The sequence below is a fragment of the Candidatus Brevundimonas phytovorans genome, assembly GCA_029203145.1.
In the GTDB taxonomy this organism is placed as follows: domain Bacteria; phylum Pseudomonadota; class Alphaproteobacteria; order Caulobacterales; family Caulobacteraceae; genus Brevundimonas; species Brevundimonas phytovorans.
On sequence record CP119309.1, the window covers coordinates 2,622,596 to 2,644,156 of the forward strand.

The window sequence follows — 21,561 nt, forward strand, 5'->3', positions numbered from 1 at the left end:
CAAGCTGTGGCGTCGTTCCCTCGCCCTGGCGATCACGCGTTTGTGAACACCCGGCAAGCAGCGGCGCGACGCGGCTTGGCGGTTGTCTTTTCCGACTTTTCCACAGGGGCATGATCACGGAATCCCGCTCCTCCACATCGGCCAAACAAGGTCAAGACTTTATAAAAAACTTAAGATGTGCGCCCATACATTTAGCCGAGCGCGGAAATGGAAACACCACATCTAGTGTTTCAGACGGGCACGGGTCTTCTAACGGATTTGTTCGGGGCAGTGACGAAAATGGCTGGCGGCGAAGCTTTGCAGACGACGGAATTCACGGCGCTTTCTTCGGCTCCGGCCGGGGACAAGCCCCATCTGCAAGTGGTCACGGGACTGCATCTGGACCGTTCGCGCGACGCCGTGCTGACCGACTTCGGCAAGAAGACCCTGGAAGACCGCTACCTGCTGCCGGGCGAAAGCTATCAGGACATGTTCGCCCGCGTGTCGACGGCCTATGCCGACGACGCGGGCCACGCCCAGCGCATCTACGACTACATGTCCAAGCTGTGGTTCATGCCCTCCACGCCGGTGCTGTCGAACGGCGGCGCCAATCGCGGCCTGCCGATCAGCTGCTTCCTGAACGCCGTGGGCGACAGCCTGGACGGCATCCAGAACGTGTGGAACGAAAACGTCGCCCTGGCCTCGAACGGCGGCGGCATCGGCACCTACTGGGGCGGCGTCCGCTCCATCGGCGAGAAGGTCAAGGGCGCCGGCCAGACCAGCGGCATCATCCCCTTCATCCGCGTCATGGATTCGATGACGCTGGCGATCTCGCAGGGCTCGCTGCGCCGCGGCTCGGCCGCCGTCTATCTGGACATCCACCACCCCGAGATCGAAGAATTCCTCGAGATCCGAAAACCCTCGGGCGACTTCAACCGCAAGTCCCTGAATCTGCACCACGGCATCAACATCACGGACGAGTTCATGGAGGCGGTGAAGACCGGCTCCACCTTCAACCTGAAGTCGCCGAAAGACGGCGCGGTCATGAAGACTGTCGACGCCCGCGCGCTGTGGACCAAGCTGCTCGACATCCGCATGCAGACGGGCGAGCCCTATCTGATCTTCTCGGATACGGTGAACCGCCAGATGGCGCCGCACCAGCGCGCCCTGGGCCTGAAGGTCAAGCAGTCGAACCTGTGCGCCGAGATCATGCTGCACACCGGCCGCGACCACCTGGGCGTGGACCGCACCGCCGTCTGCTGCCTGTCCTCGGTCAACGCCGAGAGCTTCCTGGAATGGCGCGAAGAGCCGAAGTTCATCGAAGACATCATGCGCTTCCTGGACAATGTCCTGGAGGACTTCATCCAGCGCGCCCCGCCCGCCATGGCGGCGGCCGTCTATTCGGCCAAGCGCGAGCGTTCGGTGGGCCTGGGCCTGATGGGCTTCCACTCCTTCCTGCAGGGTCAGGGCGTGGCCTTCGAGTCGGCCATGGCCAAGTCGTGGAACATGCGCCTGTTCAAGCACCTGCGTCGCGAGGCCGACAAGGCCAGCCGCGTGCTGGCCGAGGAAAAGGGCGCCTGCCTGGACGCCGCTGATCAGGGCGTCATGGAGCGCTTCTCGCACAAGCTGGCCATCGCCCCCACCGCCTCGATCTCGATCATCTGCGGCGGCACCTCGGCGGGCATCGAGCCGATCCCGGCCAACATCTATACGCACAAGACCCTGTCGGGCTCGTTCGCGGTCAAGAACCCCTATCTGCAGAAGCTGCTGGGCGAGAAGGGCATCGACACCGAGGCGGTGTGGAACTCGATCCTCGAACACGAAGGCTCGGTGCAGCATCTGGAGGCCCTGTCGGACGACGAGAAGGGCATCTTCAAGACCGCCTTCGAGCTGGACCAGCGCTGGGTGGTCGAACTGGCCGCCGACCGCGCGCCGGAAATCTGCCAGGCCCAGTCGCTGAACCTCTTCATCCCCGGCGACGTGAACAAGTGGGACCTGCACATGCTGCACTGGTCCGCCTGGGAGCGCGGCGTGAAGTCGCTCTACTATCTGCGCTCCAAGTCGGTGCAGCGCGCCGCCTTCGCCGGCGCCGAGGACAAGGCTGAGGTCGAGATCGATCCGAACCAGCCGGACCTCTTCTCGGCCGCCCCCACCGACTACGACGAGTGCCTGGCCTGCCAGTAGGCCGCCCTCGCCTCACAAGCCGATAATCCAGCCGCCCGGGGGAACTCTCCTCCGGGCGGTTTCGTTTGAGCGTGACAGGATTGTGGCTTGAAAGAGTCCGTTGCAGTTCCCCCGCGTTAGTGCAGAGTGGAGTTTGTTAACGGGTTTTGGGAGGGACCGTTGATGCGCGTAGAGGCTTGCCTCGCTGGTATTCTGATCGCTGTGGGCCTGCCCATGGCGGCGAGTGCACAGACGACGACGGCCTCGATGGCAGGGCCCGTCGCGGTGCGCGGCAGCGACGCCGTCCAGTTCGAGGACGCCGCCGCCCGCCTGGACACCGACATCGCCTTCACCGCCACGGACACGCCCTTCGGCGGCGCCTTGAGCCTGTCAGGTTCTCCTGTCGGACGCGACGCCTTCGCCACCACCCGCAGCGAGGCCTGGTTCGCCGGCGACGGCTTCACCGACCGGCTGCGCGTCACCGCCCGCGGCGAACCGCGCCGCGCCGACGGCGCGCCCGTGCCGCCGCGCGCCCTGGACGCCCGCACCTATGACGGCGAAGCCTATGACGTCACCTATACGCGCGGCTGGATCGCCGCCCATGGCCGCACCGCCTCGGGCCTGGAGGTGTCGCTGACGCCCCATGCCGGCCTTGGAGTCGGCAGCGACGGCCCCAGCGCCGAGGCCGGCGCCACCCTGAAGATCGGCGAGGGCCTGGACCGTCTGGCGCCCGACGGCGACGAAGCCTTCGGCGAGCGGGCGCGCTGGTATGTCTATGCCGCCGGGTCCAGGCGCGCTGTCGGCTACAACTTCGCCCGCACCCGCGACGGCGACTTCGCCCGTTCGGGCATGAGCCACGACACGGGCGCCTTCCTCGGCGACGCCTCGATCGGCGTGGCCTATCGTCGAGGCGCGCTGCAAGGCTCGGTCGGCGTCGTCTATCGCGAGATCGAGGCCAACGGCATCAAGGCCTATGGCGGCATCAACACGGACGTGTCGGAAGGCCTGGTGGCCTTCCAGCTGACGATCCGCCCCCGCGAATAGCGCGCCCCTACTGGGTGCGCGCCACGCCCTCGCGTCGGCTGTCGGCCCCGGCGTCCCAGCGTCCGTTACGCCACAGGCCGCCGTGCAGACCCGAATTCTCCGATGTATTGGGCCGCAGTACGATCCCCCGCGCCGCCATGCCTTCCTGCAAAGCCTCGCTGAAGCCCTCGGTATCGGCGCCGAAGCCGTCGCCCTTGGCCACCAGATTGGGCAGGTCGAACGCCTCCTGCACCGGCAGACCCCAGCCCAGGGCCGCGATCAGGGCCTTGGCGTTATAGGCCAGGATGGACGAGCCGCCGGGCGAACCCAGAGCCCCCACCAGCCGACCCTGCCGGTCCAGCACGATGACCGGCGACATCGACGAGCGCGGACGCTTGCCCGCCGCCACGGCGTTGGCCGCCGGCGTGCCGTCGGCCGCGGTCGGGACCAGCGAGAAGTCGGTCAGTTGGTTGTTGAGGAAGAAGCCCCCCGCCATCCGGCCGGAACCGAACAGGCTCTCGACCGTGGTGGTCATGCTGACGGCGTTGCCCTTGGCGTCCACCACGACCAGGTGCGAGGTGCCGGCCGGCTCACGCGTGGCGTCGGCGCCGACGCGCGGCGCGCCCGGCGGCGTCCCGAACGGGGCGGCCCCACGCAGAGCCGGGGCCAGGGCGGCGCGCTCGGCCACATAGGTCGGGTCCAGCAAGCCGGCGACCGGCACCGAGACGAAGGCGGGATCGCCGAAATAGCGGTCGCGGTCGGCGTACATCAGCCGTTGTAGCTGGGCGAAGGCGGCCCAGGCTTCGGGGCTCTGCGCGCCCTTGTCCAGATCCGGCGTCTGCTCGCCCATGGCCAGCAGTTGCAGGATCGACGCCCCGCTGGACGGCGGCGGCGGCACGCAGACGACATAGACCTTGTAGGGTCCGCAGACGGCCTCGCGCACCAGGGGGCGATAGGCGGCGATGTCAGCGGTGGTCAGCCCGCCCGGACGCGGCCCCTCGGCCACGGCGGCGGCGATGGCCTCGGCCAGACGCCCGGTCTGCAAGCCCGCCGCGCCCTCGCGCGCCAGCGTCCGCACCGTCTCGGCATAGGCGGGGTTCTTCAGTACATCCCCGGCGACGTAGCGCGTGCCGTCGGCCTTGGTGAAATACTCGGTCGCCCAGCGGGTCTTGGCCTGAGGCGCATCGCCGTTGATCATTCCGGCCAGTCGCGGGCTGACGACAAAGCCGTCTTGGGCCAGCTTTTCGGCGTCCCCGAACAGTTCCGACCAAGGCAGGGCGCCATGCTGCTTCTGCGCCAGGGCCAGCATGGGCACGGCGCCCGGCGCGCCGGTCGAGTGGCCGCTCAGCACCGCATCGACGAAGGGCAGCGGCCGACCGTTTTCATAAAAGAGCTCAGGCGTGGCTGAGGCGGGCGCCGTCTCGCGTCCGTCATAAACGGTCAGCGCCGCGCTCTCGGCGTCATAGACCATCATGAAGGCGCCCCCGCCCAGGCCCGAAGACTGCGGCTCGACCAGACCCAGGACCGCCTGGATGGCCACGGCGGCGTCGACCGCCGCCCCGCCGCGCGCCAGAACCTTCATCCCCGCCTCGACCGCCAGGGGGTTGGCCGCCGACACGAAGGGCCCGCGCGCAGGCGTTTCCGCCGCCGCTGCAATCGGTTCCACCGCCGTCGCCTCGGCGACCGGCGCCGTGGCGCATCCCGCCAAGATAAATGCGCTGACAGCCGCGCTCGTCAGAATGAGCGAAATCTTGCGCCGACGGTTCGACGAGGGGTTGGAATAGGCGCGCACGAAACGGCTCCTGCGGGGTTCGGGGAGAGGTTCATGCCTAGTGTCACAGCCCGCAAAGTCCAAGTCTGCATTTTCTATCGGCATTTTCTGAAAAGCTGCTTGCCAGCCCCGGCCCCGCCCGCTAGATAGCCGCCCTGCCCGCAAGGCAATGCGCACCCGTAGCTCAGCTGGATAGAGCACCAGACTACGAATCTGGGGGTCAGGAGTTCGAATCTCTTCGGGTGCGCCACTTTGCTTTCAAGGACATGGCCTCTAGGCCTCGCGGTAGATTATGCCGGTCATTTTGCAGATGTCGGCGCCTGACAATCAATCGAGCCTAATCCGTCGCCGCCATCGACATTTGTGCGGTCAAGGCGATGCCATGGAGCGCGGGTTTCATGGCATCCCAGAGACGCCCAGCCGAACCAAGCGCACAATATGACGCCTAGGCCTCGGCCTCATAGGTGACGCCGGTCAGATAGAGGCCGTCTGACGGCGCCACCGGGCCGCAGCGTGCGCGGTCCTTGGCGGCCAAGGCGGCGCCCAGATCAGCCACGCCCCAGCGGCCCAGACCGACCTCGGCCAGACTGCCGGCCATCGAGCGGACCTGACGGTGCAGGAAGCTGCGGGCCTCGAACACCAGATGCACTTCCTCGCCGACGCGGGCGACGCGGGCCACGTCCAGGGTCTTGACCGGGCTGGCCGACTGGCACTGGGCGTCGCGGAAGGTGGTGAAGTCGTGCAGGCCCACCAAAGCCTGCGCCGCCGCATGCATGGCCTCGGCGTCCAGCGGCTTCTTGACGTGCCAGACCCGGCCCCGGTCCAGAGCCGGGCGGCCGGGCCGGTTGAGGATGCGATACAGATACTTGCGCCCGTTGGCGGTGAAGCGGGCGTGCCAGTCGTCGCTGACGGGAGCGCAGTCCAGCACCGCCACGGCCTCGTGCATCAGGTGGGCGTTCAGGGCGTTCATCACCGTCCGCGCCGGCCAGTCGCGCTCCAGATCGACGTGACAGGTCTGGCCCGTAGCGTGGACGCCGGTATCGGTGCGGCCGGCAGCGGCGATGCGCACCGTCTGGCCGGAGAAGGCGGTCATCGCCGTCTCAATGACGCCCTGCACCGTCGGCTGGTCCGTCTGGGCCTGAAAGCCGTTGTAGGCCGAGCCGTCGTACTCGACTGTGAAACGGTAGCGGGGCATTACTCTTGGAGGCCGCGATCAGAAGGCTCCGCCTTCTCGACCCGACGCGGCCCGCCCAGCACAGTTCCAGCAGGGAGCGGGAAACCACGCAGCATTTCCTCGGCCGACTGCGCCGCCTTGCCGGGGCGCTGCACGCGGGTCAGGCGCACCGCGCCGGTTCCGCAGGCCACCGTCAGGGCGTCGTCCAGCACCTGGCCGGGCGCGCCCTGCCCGTCAGCCAGAGCCGACATCAGGGCCTTGACGCGCACGGGCTCGCCGTCCGCCTCGACCTCGAACCAGGCGCCGGGGAAGGGCGACAGGCCACGGATATGGGCGTCGACCTCGGCAGCGGGGCGGGTCCAGTCGATACGGGCCTCGGCGGGGGTGATCTTCTTGGCGTAGGTCGCCTCGCCCGCCTGTTCAGTCTCGGTGAAGCCGCCGCGTTCGATGGCGGCCAGCGCCCGCGGCCACAGGGCGGCGCCGAGGTGCGCCATGCGCTCGGTGAGGCTGGCCGCCGTGTCGTCGGGATGGATGTCCATGACCTCGGACAGGATGATGGCGCCCTCGTCCAGGCCCTCGCTCATCCGCATGATCTGGGCGCCGGTCTGGCGGTCGCCGGCCATGATGGCGCGCTGGATCGGAGCGGCCCCGCGCCAGCGCGGCAAGAGCGAGCCGTGCAGGTTGAAACAGCCCAGTCGCGGCGCCTCCAGCACTTCAGGCTTGAGGATCTGGCCGTAGGCGACGACGCAGGCGGCGTCGAGATCCAGGCTCTTGAAGATGTCGATGGCTTCCGGCGCCTTCATGCTCTCGGGCGTGAAGACCGGCAGGCCCATAGCCTCGGCGAAGGCGTGGACCGGCGACGGCGTCAGCTTCTGCCCCCGGCCCTTGGGGCGCGGCGGTTGCGAATAGACGGCGGCGATCTCGTGTCCCGAGGCGATCAGCTCGGCCAGCGACGGCACGGCGAAGTCGGGGGTTCCCATGAAGGCTAGGCGCATGGGCACGCCTTTAGACCGTGGGACGGATTACATCCAGCGCGTATAGACGCCGCCGCCTTCGTCCCACTCGCCGCCCGCGTCGAGCGCGTCGTCGAAATCAAGCAGACGGTCCAGCAGCAGACCCGCCACCACGCCCAGTGCGCCGACAGCGACGATGGTGGCCAGGCTGGCCACGCCGACCTTCTGGTTGCGGGTCAGACGGCGACGACCGCTGGGGTCGATGATCTGGGTCTTGCGGGCCATCAGGCAGCGAGCCTTGCGTTCTTCTTGACCTTGGCGACGGCCCGCTCGCGGCGCAGGCGCGACAGGTGGTCGATGAAGAGGACGCCGTTCAGGTGGTCCAGTTCGTGCTGGAAGCAGACGGCGTAGAGACCCTCGATCTCTTCCTCGATCTGCTGGCCGGCATAGTCCATGTAGCGGACGCGGATGCGGGCCGGACGCTCGACGGCGTCGTAATAGTCGGGCACCGACAGGCAGCCCTCTTCGTAGGCGTACATCTCGTCCGAGGCCCAGATGACCTCCGGGTTGACGAAGAAGCGCGGGTTGCGACGGGCCAACTGAAGCTCTTCAGTTTCCTCGGCCTCGGGGTCTTCCGACGCGCCCTCGACCGGCTTGTCGCCCAGGTCCATGACGACGACGCGTTTCAGCTCGCCGATCTGTGCGGCGGCCAGGCCGATGCCCGGCGCGGCGTACATGGTCTCCAGCATGTCATCCATGAGGGCGCGCAGCTCGTCGGTCACGCCGCCCTCCACGGGCGGGGAGACGGCCTTGAGGATCGCCAGGTCGGCGGCGTTATCGATGGTGAGGATGCGACGAATAGCCATGGCCCGCAGGTAGGGGGCCAAGCCTCGAACGTCAAGAATTACCGAGTGCGGCGCTTGGTCTTGTGCGCGGCGCACCGCCGATTTCAGCCCGCCATAGCGCTGGCGATTTGCATGAAGGTCCAGAACACGCCGCCCAGCACTGCGAGCGCGCCAGCCCCGACCGCCTGACGTCGAGTGCGGCACAAGGCCTCGAACCGCTCGGGTTCGGCTGAGCGCTCGATACGGCGCGCCGAATACCCCTTGCTACGGATGACGCCGGTCCGTTGCGCCTCAAGCAAGGGCCAGCCCTCACGCAGGATCAGAACCAGGCCGCCGAGAACGACGCCGATGCCCGCAAGAACCCACATAGTCTCTCCCCAAGCCTCCTCCGAGGCGAAGGCTGAACAATGATATGCTTAAGCTTGGCTGTCCAGAACCGGCGGCAGGACGCGCGGCTTGCGGTCGGAATCTATGGCGACATAGGTGAAGACGCCTTCGGTCACGCGCACCGAACGGGCCTCGGGCTCTCCGCGCGACCGTTTCCAGGCCTCGACATGGACGCGGATCGAGGTGCGGCCGGTGTGGATCACCTTGGCGTAGGTCGAGACCTCGTCGCCGACCGAGACCGGCTGGTGGAAGACCATGCCGTCCAGAGCCACCGTGGCGCAGCGGCCGTTGGCGCGCTCGAAGGCCGGGGTCGCGCCGGCGAGGTCCATCTGGGCCAGCAGCCAGCCGCCGAAGATGTCGCCCTCGGGGTTGGTGTCTGCGGGCATGGCGATGACGCGGCCGACCGGCTGGCCTTCGGGCAGAAGGACGGGGGGAAGCTGGGCGGGGGTCTGTTCGTTCTCGGACACGATGGGGCCTTGGAAGTCTTGGGGAGGCCCCTTCCATGCGCCCCTATGCGCGCGGCCGCAACCGATCCAGCAGGCCTTGCAGTCCCTGCCGTTCCGCCACCGGCGAGCGCCACAGCTCGCCCGCCTGCGCCCGTTCTCGCGCGGCGTCGAACAGCCGTTTCATGGTGAGGGTGTCGAAGCTCAGCATCCCGCCCTGATCCGGGGCGTCGGGGATGGAGGCGACGCTGATCGACAGGCCTTGCGCCGCGCAGAAGGTCGTCGCCACGCCCAGGGCCTGGCGATAGGAAAACCTCAGCATGGCGTCAAAGCTGCGGGTCAGCACCGCCGCCACATTGGGCGCCGTGGTGCGCGGCTCCGGCTCCAGCACCGTATTGACCAGGACATGCACCCGCCCGCGGTGCAGCCGCCGGCCCAGGCGGTTCCAGCGCAACAGGCCCTCAGGCATCAGGAAGAGCGGCGCGGCCACACCGCCGTCGACATGCATCTCCTCGAACCTGTCGCCGTCGAACTCGCAGGGAAAGCGCCGAGGCGGAAACAGGCCCGGCAGGCTGGCCGAGGCGGCCAGAACTTCGCGGAACAGGGCCACAGCCTTGTCGCCGCCGTGCGCGGCGATGGCCCCCATGTCCCAGATGCAGGCGCGCTGGCTGTCCAGATCGGTCGTCGCCACCAGCAACCGCCGCCCCCGCGCGTGTTCGACCGCCACGGCGTCGATCAGGGCCTCATCGACAAAGGGATGGATCAGGGCGTCCAGGGCCTCGCCCCGGAACAGCCCGCCGGTGAAGCTGGAGGCCAGTCGGCGCAGGCTCAACAGGTCGGCGGCGTGGCCCCCGACATAGGCGTCGGCCAGACGCTCGTCCCAGGCCGAGCCGAGGAAGGCGAAGGGCGCGATCAGGGCGCCGGTGCTGACCCCCGTGACCAGGGCGAACTCGGGCCGCGCGCCTGCCTCGCTCAACCCGACCAGGGCCCCGGCCCCATAGGCGCCGCCCGCCGCTCCGCCGGAAATCGCCAGCATGTCGAACTGCCCTGAGGACCAGCCCGAACGCGGCAGCGACAGCCGATCCGCCGCCGCCTCCAGCGAGGCCTCGGCCTGTTCGACGCTCAATCGAATGTCGGAAAAGCCCTCGATCAGCCCCATCCCCGTCGGAGGCGCAGGCAGCCGCCCCCGGGGCAGGCGTCGTCGGACGGGAAGGTCAGGTTCGCTCACACGGCAACATCCGTCGCGGCGGCGCCGGGGTCAATTGACGATACTGAGGAAAAGATGGCGCACCCGACAGGATTCGAACCTGTGACCTCTGCCTTCGGAGGGCAGCACTCTATCCAGCTGAGCTACGGGTGCGTCTGCGGCGCGACGGCCGGACGGCGGTGCTTACAGCAAGGGACTAGGCGCCTCAATCCTGAATCTCGACCGCGGGCGACTTGACCCGCCCGGTCTTGGCGGCGCGCCCCCGAACGCCTAGCGTCGCGGCCGGAGAGAGGGAGCTTCCATGCGCCATATGACGATCGCCGCCCTGATGGGCGCCAGCCTGCTGGCCGCCTGCGCCAGCGCGCCGAAACCGGCGAGCGACAGCCTGGACGCCGTGGCGCGCGACTACGTCGCCCTGACGCTGGAGATCGGCGAGCGCGAACCGGGCTATGTCGACGCCTATTACGGCCCCGCCGAATGGGCCGAGGCGGCCAAGGCCCATCCGCGCGCCCTGCCCCAGCTGGCCGAGGGCGCCGCCGCCCTGACGCAGCGACTGGATGCGATCCCGACCACCGGACTGGACGCCGAAAGCCGCCAGCGCCGCGCCTATCTGCTGGCCCATGTTTCGGCGGCCTCGGCGCGCCTGAGGATGCTGGGCGGCGAGAAGATGAGCTTCGCCGACGAGGCCGAGGCCCAGTTCGGCGTGCGGCCGGAACTGCGGCCCCTGTCGTCCTATGATCCAGTGCTGGCGCGCATCGACGCCCTGATCCCCGGCGAGGGGCCGCTGGCCGACCGCGTCGCCGCCTTCCGCGCCCGCTACGTCATTCCCAAGGATCGGCTGGAGCCGGTGATGCGGGCCGCCATCAACGAGTGCAAGGCGCGCACCGAGCGGCACATGACCCTGCCCGCCAACGAGACCTTCACCCTGGAGTTCGTCACCAACAAGCCGTGGTCGGGCTACAACTGGTACAAGGGGAACGCCTTCAGCCTGATCCAGGTCAACACGGACCTGCCCATCTATATCGACCGCGCCGTCGATCTGGGCTGCCACGAGGGCTATCCCGGCCACCACGTCTATAACGCCCTGCTGGAACAGACCTTTGTGAAGCAGAAGGGCTGGGTCGAGATGAGCGTCTATCCCCTGTTCAGCCCCATGTCCTTCATCGCCGAGGGCAGCGCCAACTACGGCATCGACCTGGCCTTCCCCGGCCATGAGCGCACCGATTTCGAGAAGCGCATCCTCTACCCCCTGGCCGGGCTGGACCCGGCGACGGCCGAGGCCCAGACTCAGCTTCTGGCCCTGACGCGCGAGCTGGGCCGGGCCGAGTACACCGTGGCCGACGCCTATCTGGCCGGGCGCATCGACCGCGAGACGGCGCTGGACCAACTGCAGAAATACAATCTGATCGCCCGCGACCGGGCGGCCCAGCGGCTCAGCTTCATCGAGACCTATCGCAGCTACGTGATCAACTACGGCCTGGGCCGCGACATGGTGCAGACCTGGGTCGAGGGTCAGGGCCCGGATCATTGGGCCACGACGGAGCGGCTGCTGGCCAGCCAGACCCTGCCGGTGGATCTGGACTAGGAAACGCAACCCCGCGAGACCGACGGCGTTTACCGCCAAGGTTCATCGCAAGAAGGGGGACATCCCATGCGCACCCGCACGCTTTCCACTCGTACCTTGGGCATCGCCGCCGCTTCCATCCTGGCGCTCGGCGCCGCCGCCTGCACCCAGGCCGAGCAGAAGACGGCCGAGACCCACGCCGAAGCGGCCGGCGACAAGGCGGCTGACGTCGCGGCCCAGACCGGGGAAGTGGTCGAATCCGGCGCCATGAAGGCGGCTCAGGCGGTCGAGAGCGGCGCCGGCAAGGTCGCCGACAAGCTGGAAGGCAATCAGGCCGAAGCCGCCGCCGAAGGCCGCCCCGGCGCCGTCGACCCGGCCACCGACACGCGCGTCCCGGCCAAGAACTAGGACAACGCGCCACCTTCTCCCCTTGCGGGAGAAGGTGGCCCGTCAGGGCCGGATGAGGGGTCTCTCAAGGCTGGAAGACAGTCGCGAGTTGAACGTATCGCAACCCCTCATCCGTCCGGCTTCGCCGTCCACCTTCTCCCGCAAGGGGAGAAGGATCAGCCCTGCGCCAGCAACGCCTCTACCAGGGCCTTGGCCTCCGCACTCGCCCAGTCCGCCTCGCCGGTCAGGACGGCGCGGACATTCCCCTGGCGATCCAGCAGGATGGTCTGGGGCATGGCCCCCTTGCCGGGAAACTCGAACGGCAGCTGGAATTTCGGATCGGCGTAGAAGGCCAGCGGCGGGTGCTCGGCGATGAAGGCGCGCGCCTCGGGCACGGCCTTGTCCACGTCCATGCTGATGGCGACGACGGCCACGTCGTCGCGGTCCTTGTAGTGCTCAGCCAGCGCCGCCAGGGTCGGCATCTCGATCTTGCACGGCGCGCACCAGGTGGCCCACAGGTTGACCACCGCCACCCTGCCCTTGAAGTCGGCGAAGCGGACATCGCGGCCCTCGGCGTCCTTGAACACATAGTCGGGCGCAGGGCTCGGGGCGGGCGTCAGCAGCTTCGACAGCGAGCCCCTGGCGTAAACCGCCAGCGGCGATGACGCGGACTCTTTGCCCCCGCCGTCGCGATTGGCGTATAGCATCGCCGCGCCGCCGATCGCGCCGATCAGCAGCACCGCCGTCGCCACGCCCGCCAAAGTCCGTTTAGAGCCGCTCATGTCCGACACGCCTTCCAACACCCCTCAAGGTCAGTCTCTATGGGGCGGACGCTTCAGCGCCAAGCCCGCCGACATCATGCAGGCCATCAACGTCTCCATCGGCGTCGACAAACGCCTGTGGGCGCAGGACCTGGCCGGGTCGCGGGCGCATTGCCGCATGCTGGCCCAGCAGGGCATCATCGCTCAGGCCGACGCCGAGGCCATTCTGGGCGGGCTGGACGTCATCGAGGGCGAGATCCGGGACGGGTCCTTCCCCTTCCGCGACGCCTATGAAGACATCCACATGAACGTCGAAGCCCGCCTGTCGGAGCTGATCGGCGAGCCGTCAGGACGTCTGCATACGGCGCGCAGCCGCAATGATCAGGTGGCGACAGACTTCCGCCTCTGGGTCCGCGACGCCTGCGACCGCACCGTCGAACAGCTGAAGACGCTGCAAGCCGCCCTGCTGGACCGGGCCGAGCAGCACGCGGGCGACCTGATGCCCGGCTTCACCCATCTGCAGACGGCCCAGCCCGTCACCTTCGGCCACCACCTGATGGCCTATGTCGAGATGTTCGGCCGCGACGCCAGCCGGTTCGCCGACGCCCGCACCCGCATGAACGAGAACCCGCTGGGCGCCGCGGCCCTTGCCGGTTCGCCCTTCCCCATCGACCGCCACATGACGGCCAAGGCCCTCGGCTTCGACCGCCCCATGGCCAACTCGCTGGACGCCGTGTCGGACCGTGATTTCGCCCTGGAAAGCCTGGCCGCCGCCTCGATCGCAGCGGGTCACCTGTCGCGTCTGGCCGAGGAGATCGTGGTCTGGATGACGCCGATGTTCGGCTTCGCCTCCCTGCCCGACGACCTGACCACCGGCTCGTCCATCATGCCGCAGAAGCGCAACCCCGACGCCGCCGAACTGGTCCGCGCCAAGACGGGCCGGATCATGGGCTCGCTGGTCGCTCTGTCCACCGTCATGAAGGGCCTGCCGCTGGCCTATTCCAAGGACATGCAGGAGGACAAGCCGCCGGTGTTCGAGGCCTTCGACGCGCTCGATCTGGCCCTGACGGCCATGACCGCCATGGTCGCCGCCATCACCCCCAACACCCCGCGCATGGCCGCCGCCGCCGGCGCCGGCTTCTCGACCGCCACCGATCTGGCCGACTGGCTGGTGCGCGAACTGAACCTGCCCTTCCGCAAGGCCCACCATGTCACGGGCGCCGCCGTGAAGCGCGCCGAGGCGCTCGGCGTCGGCCTGGGCGATCTGCCGCTGGAAGAATTGCAGGCTCTGGATTCCGGCATCACCAAAGCCGTGTATGAAGTCCTGACGCCCGAAGCCTCCTGCGCCAGCCGCCAGAGCTTCGGCGGCACGGCGCCGGAACAGGTCCGCGCCCGCATCGCCGACTGGAGAAGCCGCCTGTGAAAAAGACCCTGATCCTCGCGGGCGCCGCCGCCCTTCTGTTGGCCGGTTGCGGCCGCATGGCTGATCTGGAGGCGCCCGGCGCCGTCCAGACCCAGCGCGCGCCCCGCGACAAGAACGCCAAGACCCTGCCGGACCCGGCGACCATCAACACCGCCCCGCGTCAGAACCCCATCGACAGCGGCGCCTCGGACCCCTTCGGTCGCCCGCCGATGGCGTGATCGAGGCCTGATCGGCCGCTCGCCCCCTTTACAGACTGGACCTTCCGCGCGTGCATTATTTCGACCTGAAGGATGGTGTTCTGCACGCCGAAGGCGTCTCTCTGGAGGCGCTGGCGGCTGAGGTCGGGACCACGACCTATGTCTATTCCTCGGCCACCCTGCGCCGCCATTACGGTCTGCTGCGCGAGGCCTGTGACGCCCACCAATCTGCGCTGGGCGAGGCCCTGATCGCCTTTGCGGTCAAGGCCAACTCCAACCTGTCGGTGCTGGCGACGCTGGCGCAACTGGGCTGCGGCGCCGACACCGTGTCCGAGGGCGAGATCCGTCGCGCCCTGGCGGCGGGCGTGCCGGCTGAACGCATCATCTTCTCCGGCGTAGGCAAGACCGACGCCGAACTGGCCTTCGCCATCGACGTCGGCGTGCGCCAGATCAACGTCGAGTCCTCGGCGGAGCTGGAGCGGCTGATCGTCGTCGCGGCTGAAAAGTCGGCTTCTCCCGCCATCGCCATTCGCGTCAATCCCAAGATCGGCGCGGGCGGTCACGCCAAGATCACCACCGGCGGCGCCGGCGACAAGTTCGGCGTCCCCGTCGAGGAGGCGCTCAGCCTCTACGCGCGCGCCTCCGCCTCGCGCCACGTCACGCCCGTGGGTCTGGCCTGCCACATCGGCAGCCAGATCACCGACCTGACCCCGCTGGAGAACGCCTTCCGCGTCCTGCGGGCGATGACCGAGACCCTGCGGGCGCAGGGCCACAGCGTCACCCGTCTGGACCTCGGCGGCGGTCTGGGCGTGCCCTATTACGGCGACGCGGAAACCGCCTCGCCCGCCGACTATGTGGCCATGGCCGCGCGCGTGCTGGACGGGCTGAACGTCGAGGCGGCCTTCGAGCCGGGCCGGCTGATGGCCGCCAATGCGGGCGTGCTGCTGAGCCGGGTCATTCAGGTCAACGAACGCACCGATGGCCGTCGCTTCCTGGTGCTGGACGCAGCGATGAACGACCTGATGCGCCCGGCCCTCTACGACGCCTTCCACGATCTGAAGCCGGTGCGGCCGCGCGCGGGCGAGGACCGCCCCTACGACGTGGTCGGCCCGGTCTGCGAGACGGGCGACACCTTCGCGCGCGACCGCGACCTGCCGCCGCTCGAAGCCGGCGATCTGGTCGTCTTCATGAGCGCCGGCGCCTATGGCGCGGTGATGAGCGGCGAATACAACACCCGCCCCCTGGCCGCCGAGGTTCTGGTCGACGGTGCGCGCTGCGCGGTCATCCGCCCGCGTCCGACCTATGAGCAGATGTTCGCCCGCGAACCGATGGCGGACTGGCTGAAAGACTAGGGGTTCCATTCATAGCGCCCAGCGCCAATCCCCATGAATCATCGGGATTGCGCGGCTCGGAAGCCCACATTCTCGCCTGAGTCACGGACCGCGCCACACTAGGCGCGTTCTTTGACATCACTGCCCGCCGCCGCCCGTTCAGGACTTCGGCGCTCGCCCCTCCCTTCTCCCAATGGGAGAAGGTGGCCCGAAGGGTCGGATGAGGGTCGTCGGCATCCCTCGGCGCAAGCCGTCGCGAGACAAGGCCTCGCCTCAGACGTCCCCTTCATTGCACCAATTGCACTGTTTTTTTCGGTTCGCAGTGCAACGGCGGCCCGCGACCTAATCCAGGGCGCAGATGTCGGGCAGGCCGCGCAGGCCGCCCTTGTGGTCCAGACCGTAGCCGACGAGGAAGCGGTTCGGGGCCTCCCAGCCGACGAAGTCGGGCTCAGGGGCGCGCGGCTTGGGCCAGGGCTTGCGGGCGAAGACGCAGGTCAGGACCTCGGACGCCCCGGCCTCCTTGGTGATGCGCACCGCTTCGGCCAGCGACAGACCGGTGTCGAACACGTCGTCGAGGATCAGCACCCGCTTGCCGGCGATGGGGCGCTGGAAGGGGGCGTAAACGTCGATCTTGCCGCGGCTGCTTTGCTCGTCGCCGTAGGAGGCCAGCCACAGGGCGTCAAAGCGAACGTTACGGCCTTCTCGCGACAGGGCGCGGGTCAGGTCAGCGGCGAACCACAGCCCGCCGGTCAGCAGGACAGCGGCCACCGTTTCATCGTCGATGACGGGGGCGATGCGCCGCGCGAGATCGGCGACAATCGCCTCGATCCCGGATTGCGGCAGGAGAACCGTGGGGGCGGGCGCCGGGTCTTGATCAGCCATGTCCGGCGGATAGACCCTTGGCGGGGCTTTTGTCGAGGGGGGTCGCGTCGCGCGGCGTCTGGCTCAGGGCCGTGTCGCGGCGCAGCCCTTCCTCGACGGCCGAGGGCGGACGTCGGCTCGTCGGCTTGGTCGGAACCGCCTCGGCGGGCTTGGGCCGATCCTCCAGGTCCAGCACGAAAGCAAACCCGGCGCTGGCCGCCTTGTGATCGGGATCAGGAATGACGACGGCGAAGCCCTGGACCTTGCCGGGCAGGACCGGCGCGGTCTCCAGACGAAGGATGCGGTGCGCGATTTCGGCGCCGGCGGCGTTCACCACCGCCACGCGGACCGGCGGGGCGACCACCTCGTTGTCGCGAATATTACGCAGGGCCCCCGACACGATCACCTTGCCCGGATCATGGGGCGCCAGGCGGATGCCGACGGCCTCGAACTCCAGCCCGGCCAGGTTCACCGGCGCCCCGACCAGCTTGTAGACAGCGGCGGCCTGGGGCCAGGCCTGGACGATGGGCAGGCGATAGACGAAGGCCGCGCCGATCAGGGCCAGGAAGACCACGGCCAGACCGGCCCAGACCGCGCCCTGGGCGGCGGCGCGGCGCATCTTGCGCTGCTGCTCGGCCTTGGCGCGGAAGGCGCGGGGCAGTTCAGGCGCGGGGGTCTCGGCCAGACTTTCAGGCGCGTCCTCGCGCTTGCCGAAACCGGCGGCTTCGACGACCGGCTCCGCGGCGGCGGCGGCGGACAGCTCCAGCGGCTCGTCCTCAGGCGTCGCCCGCCAGTCGTGGCCGCAGGATTTGCAGCGCACGCGACGGCCGTTCGGCCCGATCGCATCGTCGGGCACAAAATAGCTGGTGGCGCAGGCGGGGCAGGTCAGTATCATGTCGGCTGACTGCGAGGCTCGACGCCCCCTCCTGTCGAGGCGCCCGCAACGCCCCGGTCCAAATACGAAATCTGATGCCAAACTCGACCCGACGCGCTGCCGACCCTGATTCCGCGCCCGACACCGTCCGCCTGCGGGGCGTGGGTTTCGGCTATGCGGACAGGCCCGACGTCCTGCGCGACGTTAACCTTAGTCTGACGCAGGGCTCTTTCCACTTCCTTACCGGACCCTCCGGCGCGGGCAAGTCTTCGCTTTTGCGTCTGCTGACCCTGGCCGAGCGCCCTCAGACGGGGCGAATCAGTCTGTTCGGGCGCAACGTCACCGACCTGCCGCGTGGCGGCGTGCCCGCCTTTCGGCGGCGCATGGGGGTGGTGTTTCAGGATTTCCGCCTGCTGGACCACCTGACCGCCTTTGAAAACGCGGCCCTGCCCCTGACCCTGGCGGGGGGCAAGCCCGCCGATCACGCCGCCGACGTGGCCGAGATGCTGCGCTGGGTCGGTCTGGGCCAGCGGATGGACGCCCTGCCCCCGGCCCTGTCCGGCGGCGAGAAGCAGAGGCTGGCCATCGCCCGCGCCGTCATCACCCGCCCCCGCCTGATCCTGGCCGACGAACCGACCGGCAGCGTCGACCGGGCCATGGGCGACAAGCTGATGCGGCTGTTCCAGTCGCTGAACAGGCTGGGCGCCACCGTCCTGATCGCCAGCCACGACGAGGCCATGGCCGAACGCGTCGGGGCCAGCGTCCTGCGGCTGGAGAACGGCCATCTGAGCCAGATGACCGTGGCGGGAGAGGCCGCATGATCCGCGCCCTGTTCACTCGCGGCCCCGCCCTGCTGTCACGCGAAGCGGGCGGCGAGCGCTGGCTGATCGTGGTCATCGCCGTCCTCTGCTTCCTGGCCTCCATCACCGCCGTCGGCGCCGTGGCCGCCGACCGGGCCGCCCACGGCTGGGCGCGCCAGCTGCGCGCCGAGGCCACGGTCCAGGTGCGTCCGCGCGTGGACGAGACCGGCGCCACCGCCGCCGCCCGCGCCGCCGAGACTCTGGCCGGGGTCAAAGGCGTGGCCGAGGCGGAGGCCATGGATCGCAAGGCCGCCGAGGCCCTGCTGCGGCCCTGGGTCGGCGAGGCGGCCCTGCCCGACCTGCCCCTGCCCTATCTGGTCACGGTGCGGCTGGATCCGAAGAACCCGGCCAGCGCCCCGACGCTCAGCCGCGCCCTGGCCGAGGCCGGGCTGGACGCCAGCGTCGACGACCACAGCCTGTGGCGCGGCGAGGTCGAGCGCTCGGCGGGGGTCATCACAGCCCTGGCCGGCGCCGCCTTCCTGCTGATCGCGGCGGCCACGGCGGCGGCCATCGCCTACGCCACCCGCGCCGGCATGGCCGCGCAGGCGAGCGTGATCGAGACCCTGAGCCTGAACGGGGCGTCCGACGGCTATGTCGCCGGCCTGTTCCAGCGGCGTTTCGGCGGGCTGGCGGCCACCGCCGGCGCGCTGGGCGCGAGCGTCGCGGCCCTGCTGCTGGCCCTGCTGCGGCTGGTCGGCGGCGAGGGCGGGCTGACCCCGGCCCTGCCGCTCGCCTTTTCCGACCTGCTGATCCTGATCGCCTGCCCGCTGCTGGCCTTTGGCGTCGCTCTGGCCGCCGCCCGCTTCACGGCGCTGGCGAAGCTGGGCGCACCTAGCTAGTTAAGCATCATGAAGTTCCTGACGCTGATCGCCGTGGTGGCGCTGATGTGGCTGGTGGGGTTGTTCGCCTTCGCCGAGCGCGTGCGCGGCCTGACGCCGGCGCCTGAGCCCGCGCGCGCCGACGCCATTGTCGCCCTGACCGGCCCCTCGGCCGAGCGCGTCAACGCGGCCATCCGTCTGCTGGAACAGGACAAGGGCCGCCGGGTGCTGATCTCGGGCGTCAACCGCGACGTGCGCCGTCAGGAGCTGCGCGCCCTGACGCCGGGTTCGACCAAGCTGTTCAACTGCTGCGTGGACCTGGGTTTCGAGGCCGAGAACACCGTCGGCAACGCTCAGGAGATCGCCGCCTGGGCGCGCTCCAAACACTATGACAGCCTGATCGTCGTCACCTCCGACTACCACATGCCCCGCAGCCTGCTGGAAATCCGGGGCGCCGCGCCCGGGGTCAAGCTGACGCCCTACGCCGTCTCGACCCCGTCGCTGGACAACTCGCGCTGGTGGCGAGCCGCCGTCACCGCCCGGCGGATGACGCTGGAATACATGAAATACCTGGCCGTGCTGGGCCGCGAGGGGATGCACCGCATCAGGGGCCATCACCCGGAACGATCCGCGCCGCAGACCCAGCCCGAGGCCGCCTGACCCCATGACCACCCTCCGCTCCCTGATCTTCGTCGCTTGGCTCTATCTGTCGATGGTGATCTTCGCCGTCGGCCTGTCGCCGGCCCTGCTGATGCCGCACAGCGCCGCCGTCTGGGTCATCAAGGCCTGGTCGCGGTTCGTCCTGTTCGGCCTGCGCTGGATCGCCGGGGTCAAGGTCGAGGTGCGCGGGCTGGAGCATCGGCCGACGGGCGCGGCCCTGCTGGCCTGCAAGCATCAGGGCATGCTGGACGTCATCGCCCCGTTCGCCTTCCTCGACGACACCTGCTTCATCATGAAGAAAGAGCTGATGGTCCTGCCCTTCTTCGGCTGGTTCGCCTGGAAGACGAAGATGATCGCCGTGGACCGCTCGGCCCATGCCAAGGCGCTGAAGGACATGGTGCGCCAGGCGCGCGCCCGTCACGCCGAGGGCCGCCAGATCCTGATCTTCCCCGAGGGCACGCGGGGCGAGATCGGCGCCGCGCCCGACTACAAGCCCGGCATCGCCGCCCTGTACCGCGACCTGAACAGCCCCTGCTGGCCGATCGCCACCAACTCGGGCGTCCACTGGCCGGCCCACGGCTTCCGCCGCTATCCCGGCACCATCGTCTTCGAATTCCTGCCGCCCATCCCGGCGGGCCTGAAGCGCGCCGAGTTCATGGCCGAGCTGGAGAACCGCATCGAGACCGCCTCCACCGCCCTGCTGACGCCGAAGCCCTGACGCTCAGCCCCTGGGAGCCGGCGTCAGGAATCAGCTGCATCAGCTGGCCGCGAACTCGCTGAGGGCGTCGATGACGGCGCGGTTCTGATCTTCCGTCCCGATGGTGATGCGGACGCAGTCTGGCAGGCCGTAGCCGCCGACCGGACGCACGATGATGCCCCTGGAGTTCAGGTAGTCGCTGGCGGCGGCGGCGTTGCGCTTCTGGTCAGGGAAGCGGATCAGGATGAAGTTGCCCGCCGAGGGGAAGACCTCGAAGCCGAAGCCGCGGATGGCCTGGGTCAGGCGCGGACGCCAGTCCAGCACCAGGTCGCGCGAGGCCTTCTGATGCGCCTCGTCGGCCAGGGCGGCGGTGGCGGCGTCGAGGCCCGGCACCGAGACGTTGAAGGGCAGTCGGATGCGGTCAATGGCCTCGGCCACCGCCAGCGGGGCGTAGCCGAAACCGATGCGCAGGCCGCCGAGGCCGTGGATCTTGGAGAAGGTGCGGGTGACGACGATGTTGGCGGCGTCGCGGGCCAGACCGAAGGCGGTCTCCCACTCCGGCTCGACCACGAACTCGGCATAGGCCTCGTCGACCACCAGGATGATGCGGGCCGGCAGGGCGGCGTGCAGGCGACGGATCTCCTCGCCCGAGTTCCAGCTGCCGGTCGGGTTCGACGGATTGGAGACATAGACGATGCGAGTCCGCTCATCGACCTGTTCGAGGAGGGCATCGACCTCGGCCTTCATGTTCGGCTCGGGCGCCAGCTTGACCTCGGCGCTGCAGGCCAGGGCCGAGATGCGGTAGGCGAGGAAGCCGTACTGGCCGGTGACGATATTGTCGCCGGGCTGCAGATAGGTCTGGTTCAGCAGGGCGAAGACCTCGTCCGAGCCGTTGCCGAAGATCAGACGCTCGCCCTCCAGACCGTGATGGGCGGCGACCGCGTCGCGCAGCTTGCCGGCGCGGCCGTCGGGATAGACATGGATGTTCTTCAGCGCGGCGGCATAGGCCTCACGCGCCTTCTCGCCCGCGCCGAGGGCGTTCTCGTTGGAGGACAGCTTCATCGGCTCAGCGAAGCCGGCGATGGCGCCCTTGCCGCCCACATAGGGGGCGATGTCGAGGATGCCGGGCTTGGGGGCGGGCGCAGCTTTGGGCGCGTCGGTCATGGGCGTTATCCTCGAAGTC

Annotated in this window: 23 protein-coding genes and 2 tRNA genes; 12 read left to right on the top strand and 13 right to left on the bottom strand. The window is 69.0% G+C overall.

What is annotated here, in order from left to right:
• Positions 1-279 precede the first annotated feature (279 nt).
• Positions 280-2,163, top strand: a complete 1,884-nt coding sequence (locus tag P0Y52_12855; GenBank protein WEK57419.1) for a ribonucleoside-diphosphate reductase subunit alpha — start codon at positions 280-282, stop codon at positions 2,161-2,163.
• Positions 2,164-2,325: 162 nt separating this feature from the next.
• A complete protein-coding gene (locus P0Y52_12860; GenBank protein WEK57420.1) occupies positions 2,326-3,186 on the top strand; it encodes a DUF2219 family protein in 861 nt (286 codons plus the stop codon).
• Between the two features lie 7 nt (positions 3,187-3,193).
• On the opposite strand, the gene P0Y52_12865 is transcribed toward P0Y52_12860, so the two are convergent.
• Positions 3,194-4,957, bottom strand: a complete 1,764-nt coding sequence (locus P0Y52_12865; GenBank protein ID WEK57421.1) for a gamma-glutamyltransferase family protein — start codon at positions 4,955-4,957, stop codon at positions 3,194-3,196.
• Positions 4,958-5,109: 152 nt separating this feature from the next.
• Here P0Y52_12865 and P0Y52_12870 point away from each other — a divergent pair.
• Positions 5,110-5,186, top strand: a tRNA-Arg gene (locus P0Y52_12870).
• Positions 5,187-5,381: 195 nt separating this feature from the next.
• On the opposite strand, the gene truA is transcribed toward P0Y52_12870, so the two are convergent.
• From truA to P0Y52_12910, 8 genes are all read right to left on the bottom strand, one after another.
• Complete coding sequence (gene truA / locus P0Y52_12875; protein WEK57422.1) at positions 5,382-6,131, bottom strand: tRNA pseudouridine(38-40) synthase TruA; 750 nt, start codon at positions 6,129-6,131, stop codon at positions 5,382-5,384.
• Positions 6,131-7,105 (bottom strand): methionyl-tRNA formyltransferase, encoded by a 975-nt coding sequence (gene fmt / locus P0Y52_12880; GenBank protein ID WEK57423.1) that lies wholly within the window; start codon positions 7,103-7,105, stop codon positions 6,131-6,133. The genes truA and fmt overlap by 1 nt, the downstream gene beginning before the upstream one ends.
• A 27-nt stretch (positions 7,106-7,132) precedes the next feature.
• A complete protein-coding gene (locus P0Y52_12885; GenBank protein WEK57424.1) occupies positions 7,133-7,348 on the bottom strand; it encodes a hypothetical protein in 216 nt (71 codons plus the stop codon).
• Complete coding sequence (locus tag P0Y52_12890; protein ID WEK59498.1) at positions 7,348-7,929, bottom strand: peptide deformylase; 582 nt, start codon at positions 7,927-7,929, stop codon at positions 7,348-7,350. Before P0Y52_12890 ends, P0Y52_12885 begins: the two co-directional genes overlap by 1 nt.
• Before the next feature lie 83 nt (positions 7,930-8,012).
• A complete protein-coding gene (locus tag P0Y52_12895; protein WEK57425.1) occupies positions 8,013-8,276 on the bottom strand; it encodes a hypothetical protein in 264 nt (87 codons plus the stop codon).
• Positions 8,277-8,324: 48 nt separating this feature from the next.
• Positions 8,325-8,681, bottom strand: coding sequence for an acyl-CoA thioesterase (locus P0Y52_12900; protein ID WEK59499.1), 357 nt, complete (start codon positions 8,679-8,681; stop codon positions 8,325-8,327).
• 124 nt (positions 8,682-8,805) lie between these two features.
• Positions 8,806-9,966, bottom strand: coding sequence for a patatin-like phospholipase family protein (locus P0Y52_12905; protein ID WEK57426.1), 1,161 nt, complete (start codon positions 9,964-9,966; stop codon positions 8,806-8,808).
• Between the two features lie 55 nt (positions 9,967-10,021).
• A tRNA-Arg gene (locus P0Y52_12910) sits at positions 10,022-10,098 on the bottom strand.
• A 148-nt stretch (positions 10,099-10,246) separates the two neighbouring features.
• Here P0Y52_12910 and P0Y52_12915 point away from each other — a divergent pair.
• Together P0Y52_12915 and P0Y52_12920 are read left to right on the top strand one after the other, a co-directional pair.
• Entirely contained in the window at positions 10,247-11,530 is a 1,284-nt protein-coding gene (locus tag P0Y52_12915) for a hypothetical protein (protein WEK57427.1), read from the top strand.
• A gap of 66 nt (positions 11,531-11,596) precedes the next feature.
• Positions 11,597-11,917, top strand: a complete 321-nt coding sequence (locus tag P0Y52_12920) for a hypothetical protein (GenBank protein WEK57428.1) — start codon at positions 11,597-11,599, stop codon at positions 11,915-11,917.
• A 155-nt stretch (positions 11,918-12,072) separates the two neighbouring features.
• Here P0Y52_12920 and P0Y52_12925 read toward each other — a convergent pair whose 3' ends face one another.
• Positions 12,073-12,678 (bottom strand): TlpA disulfide reductase family protein, encoded by a 606-nt coding sequence (locus P0Y52_12925; GenBank protein WEK57429.1) that lies wholly within the window; start codon positions 12,676-12,678, stop codon positions 12,073-12,075.
• Between P0Y52_12925 and argH the strand changes: the two genes are divergently transcribed.
• The 3 genes from argH to lysA are packed head-to-tail and all read left to right on the top strand — an operon-like array spanning position 12,677 to position 15,629.
• Complete coding sequence (gene argH / locus P0Y52_12930) at positions 12,677-14,080, top strand: argininosuccinate lyase (GenBank protein WEK57430.1); 1,404 nt, start codon at positions 12,677-12,679, stop codon at positions 14,078-14,080. The genes P0Y52_12925 and argH overlap by 2 nt on opposite strands.
• A complete protein-coding gene (locus P0Y52_12935) occupies positions 14,077-14,298 on the top strand; it encodes a hypothetical protein (protein ID WEK57431.1) in 222 nt (73 codons plus the stop codon). The genes argH and P0Y52_12935 overlap by 4 nt, the downstream gene beginning before the upstream one ends.
• Before the next feature lie 50 nt (positions 14,299-14,348).
• Entirely contained in the window at positions 14,349-15,629 is a 1,281-nt protein-coding gene (gene lysA / locus P0Y52_12940) for a diaminopimelate decarboxylase (protein ID WEK57432.1), read from the top strand.
• Between the two features lie 321 nt (positions 15,630-15,950).
• Here lysA and P0Y52_12945 read toward each other — a convergent pair whose 3' ends face one another.
• A complete protein-coding gene (locus P0Y52_12945) occupies positions 15,951-16,490 on the bottom strand; it encodes a phosphoribosyltransferase family protein (protein WEK57433.1) in 540 nt (179 codons plus the stop codon).
• Positions 16,483-17,364, bottom strand: a complete 882-nt coding sequence (locus P0Y52_12950) for a DUF3426 domain-containing protein (GenBank protein ID WEK57434.1) — start codon at positions 17,362-17,364, stop codon at positions 16,483-16,485. The genes P0Y52_12945 and P0Y52_12950 overlap by 8 nt, the downstream gene beginning before the upstream one ends.
• Positions 17,365-17,438: 74 nt before the next feature.
• On the opposite strand from P0Y52_12950, the gene P0Y52_12955 reads away from it, so the two are divergent.
• Genes P0Y52_12955 through P0Y52_12970 form a run of 4 tightly spaced genes read left to right on the top strand, consistent with a single transcriptional unit; the run spans position 17,439 to position 20,399 of the window.
• Entirely contained in the window at positions 17,439-18,164 is a 726-nt protein-coding gene (locus tag P0Y52_12955; GenBank protein ID WEK57435.1) for an ATP-binding cassette domain-containing protein, read from the top strand.
• Positions 18,161-19,042: an ABC transporter permease gene (locus P0Y52_12960; GenBank protein WEK57436.1), complete on the top strand. Its 882-nt coding sequence runs from the start codon at positions 18,161-18,163 to the stop codon at positions 19,040-19,042. The genes P0Y52_12955 and P0Y52_12960 overlap by 4 nt, the downstream gene beginning before the upstream one ends.
• A gap of 9 nt (positions 19,043-19,051) precedes the next feature.
• Positions 19,052-19,681 (top strand): YdcF family protein, encoded by a 630-nt coding sequence (locus P0Y52_12965; protein ID WEK57437.1) that lies wholly within the window; start codon positions 19,052-19,054, stop codon positions 19,679-19,681.
• Between the two features lie 4 nt (positions 19,682-19,685).
• A complete protein-coding gene (locus tag P0Y52_12970) occupies positions 19,686-20,399 on the top strand; it encodes a lysophospholipid acyltransferase family protein (GenBank protein ID WEK57438.1) in 714 nt (237 codons plus the stop codon).
• 39 nt (positions 20,400-20,438) lie between these two features.
• Here the strand turns inward: P0Y52_12970 and hisC are convergent, their stop codons facing one another.
• Positions 20,439-21,542: a histidinol-phosphate transaminase gene (gene hisC / locus P0Y52_12975; protein WEK57439.1), complete on the bottom strand. Its 1,104-nt coding sequence runs from the start codon at positions 21,540-21,542 to the stop codon at positions 20,439-20,441.
• Positions 21,543-21,561 lie beyond the last annotated feature (19 nt).

Excerpts from the sequence above, each read along its gene's own strand:
- P0Y52_12855 (WEK57419.1), top strand. The coding sequence starts at position 280 with ATGGCTGGCGGCGAAGCTTTGCAGACGACGGAATTCACGGCGCTTTCT.
- P0Y52_12860 (WEK57420.1), top strand. The coding sequence starts at position 2,326 with ATGCGCGTAGAGGCTTGCCTCGCTGGTATTCTGATCGCTGTGGGCCTG.
- truA (WEK57422.1), bottom strand. The coding sequence starts at position 6,131 with ATGCCCCGCTACCGTTTCACAGTCGAGTACGACGGCTCGGCCTACAAC.
- fmt (WEK57423.1), bottom strand. The coding sequence starts at position 7,105 with ATGCGCCTAGCCTTCATGGGAACCCCCGACTTCGCCGTGCCGTCGCTG.
- P0Y52_12885 (WEK57424.1), bottom strand. The coding sequence starts at position 7,348 with ATGGCCCGCAAGACCCAGATCATCGACCCCAGCGGTCGTCGCCGTCTG.
- P0Y52_12890 (WEK59498.1), bottom strand. The coding sequence starts at position 7,929 with ATGGCTATTCGTCGCATCCTCACCATCGATAACGCCGCCGACCTGGCG.
- P0Y52_12895 (WEK57425.1), bottom strand. The coding sequence starts at position 8,276 with ATGTGGGTTCTTGCGGGCATCGGCGTCGTTCTCGGCGGCCTGGTTCTG.
- P0Y52_12900 (WEK59499.1), bottom strand. The coding sequence starts at position 8,681 with ATGCCCGCAGACACCAACCCCGAGGGCGACATCTTCGGCGGCTGGCTG.
- P0Y52_12915 (WEK57427.1), top strand. The coding sequence starts at position 10,247 with ATGCGCCATATGACGATCGCCGCCCTGATGGGCGCCAGCCTGCTGGCC.
- P0Y52_12920 (WEK57428.1), top strand. The coding sequence starts at position 11,597 with ATGCGCACCCGCACGCTTTCCACTCGTACCTTGGGCATCGCCGCCGCT.
- argH (WEK57430.1), top strand. The coding sequence starts at position 12,677 with ATGTCCGACACGCCTTCCAACACCCCTCAAGGTCAGTCTCTATGGGGC.
- P0Y52_12925 (WEK57429.1), bottom strand. The coding sequence starts at position 12,678 with ATGAGCGGCTCTAAACGGACTTTGGCGGGCGTGGCGACGGCGGTGCTG.
- P0Y52_12945 (WEK57433.1), bottom strand. The coding sequence starts at position 16,490 with ATGGCTGATCAAGACCCGGCGCCCGCCCCCACGGTTCTCCTGCCGCAA.
- P0Y52_12950 (WEK57434.1), bottom strand. The coding sequence starts at position 17,364 with ATGATACTGACCTGCCCCGCCTGCGCCACCAGCTATTTTGTGCCCGAC.
- P0Y52_12955 (WEK57435.1), top strand. The coding sequence starts at position 17,439 with ATGCCAAACTCGACCCGACGCGCTGCCGACCCTGATTCCGCGCCCGAC.
- P0Y52_12960 (WEK57436.1), top strand. The coding sequence starts at position 18,161 with ATGATCCGCGCCCTGTTCACTCGCGGCCCCGCCCTGCTGTCACGCGAA.
- P0Y52_12965 (WEK57437.1), top strand. The coding sequence starts at position 19,052 with ATGAAGTTCCTGACGCTGATCGCCGTGGTGGCGCTGATGTGGCTGGTG.
- P0Y52_12970 (WEK57438.1), top strand. The coding sequence starts at position 19,686 with ATGACCACCCTCCGCTCCCTGATCTTCGTCGCTTGGCTCTATCTGTCG.
- hisC (WEK57439.1), bottom strand. The coding sequence starts at position 21,542 with ATGACCGACGCGCCCAAAGCTGCGCCCGCCCCCAAGCCCGGCATCCTC.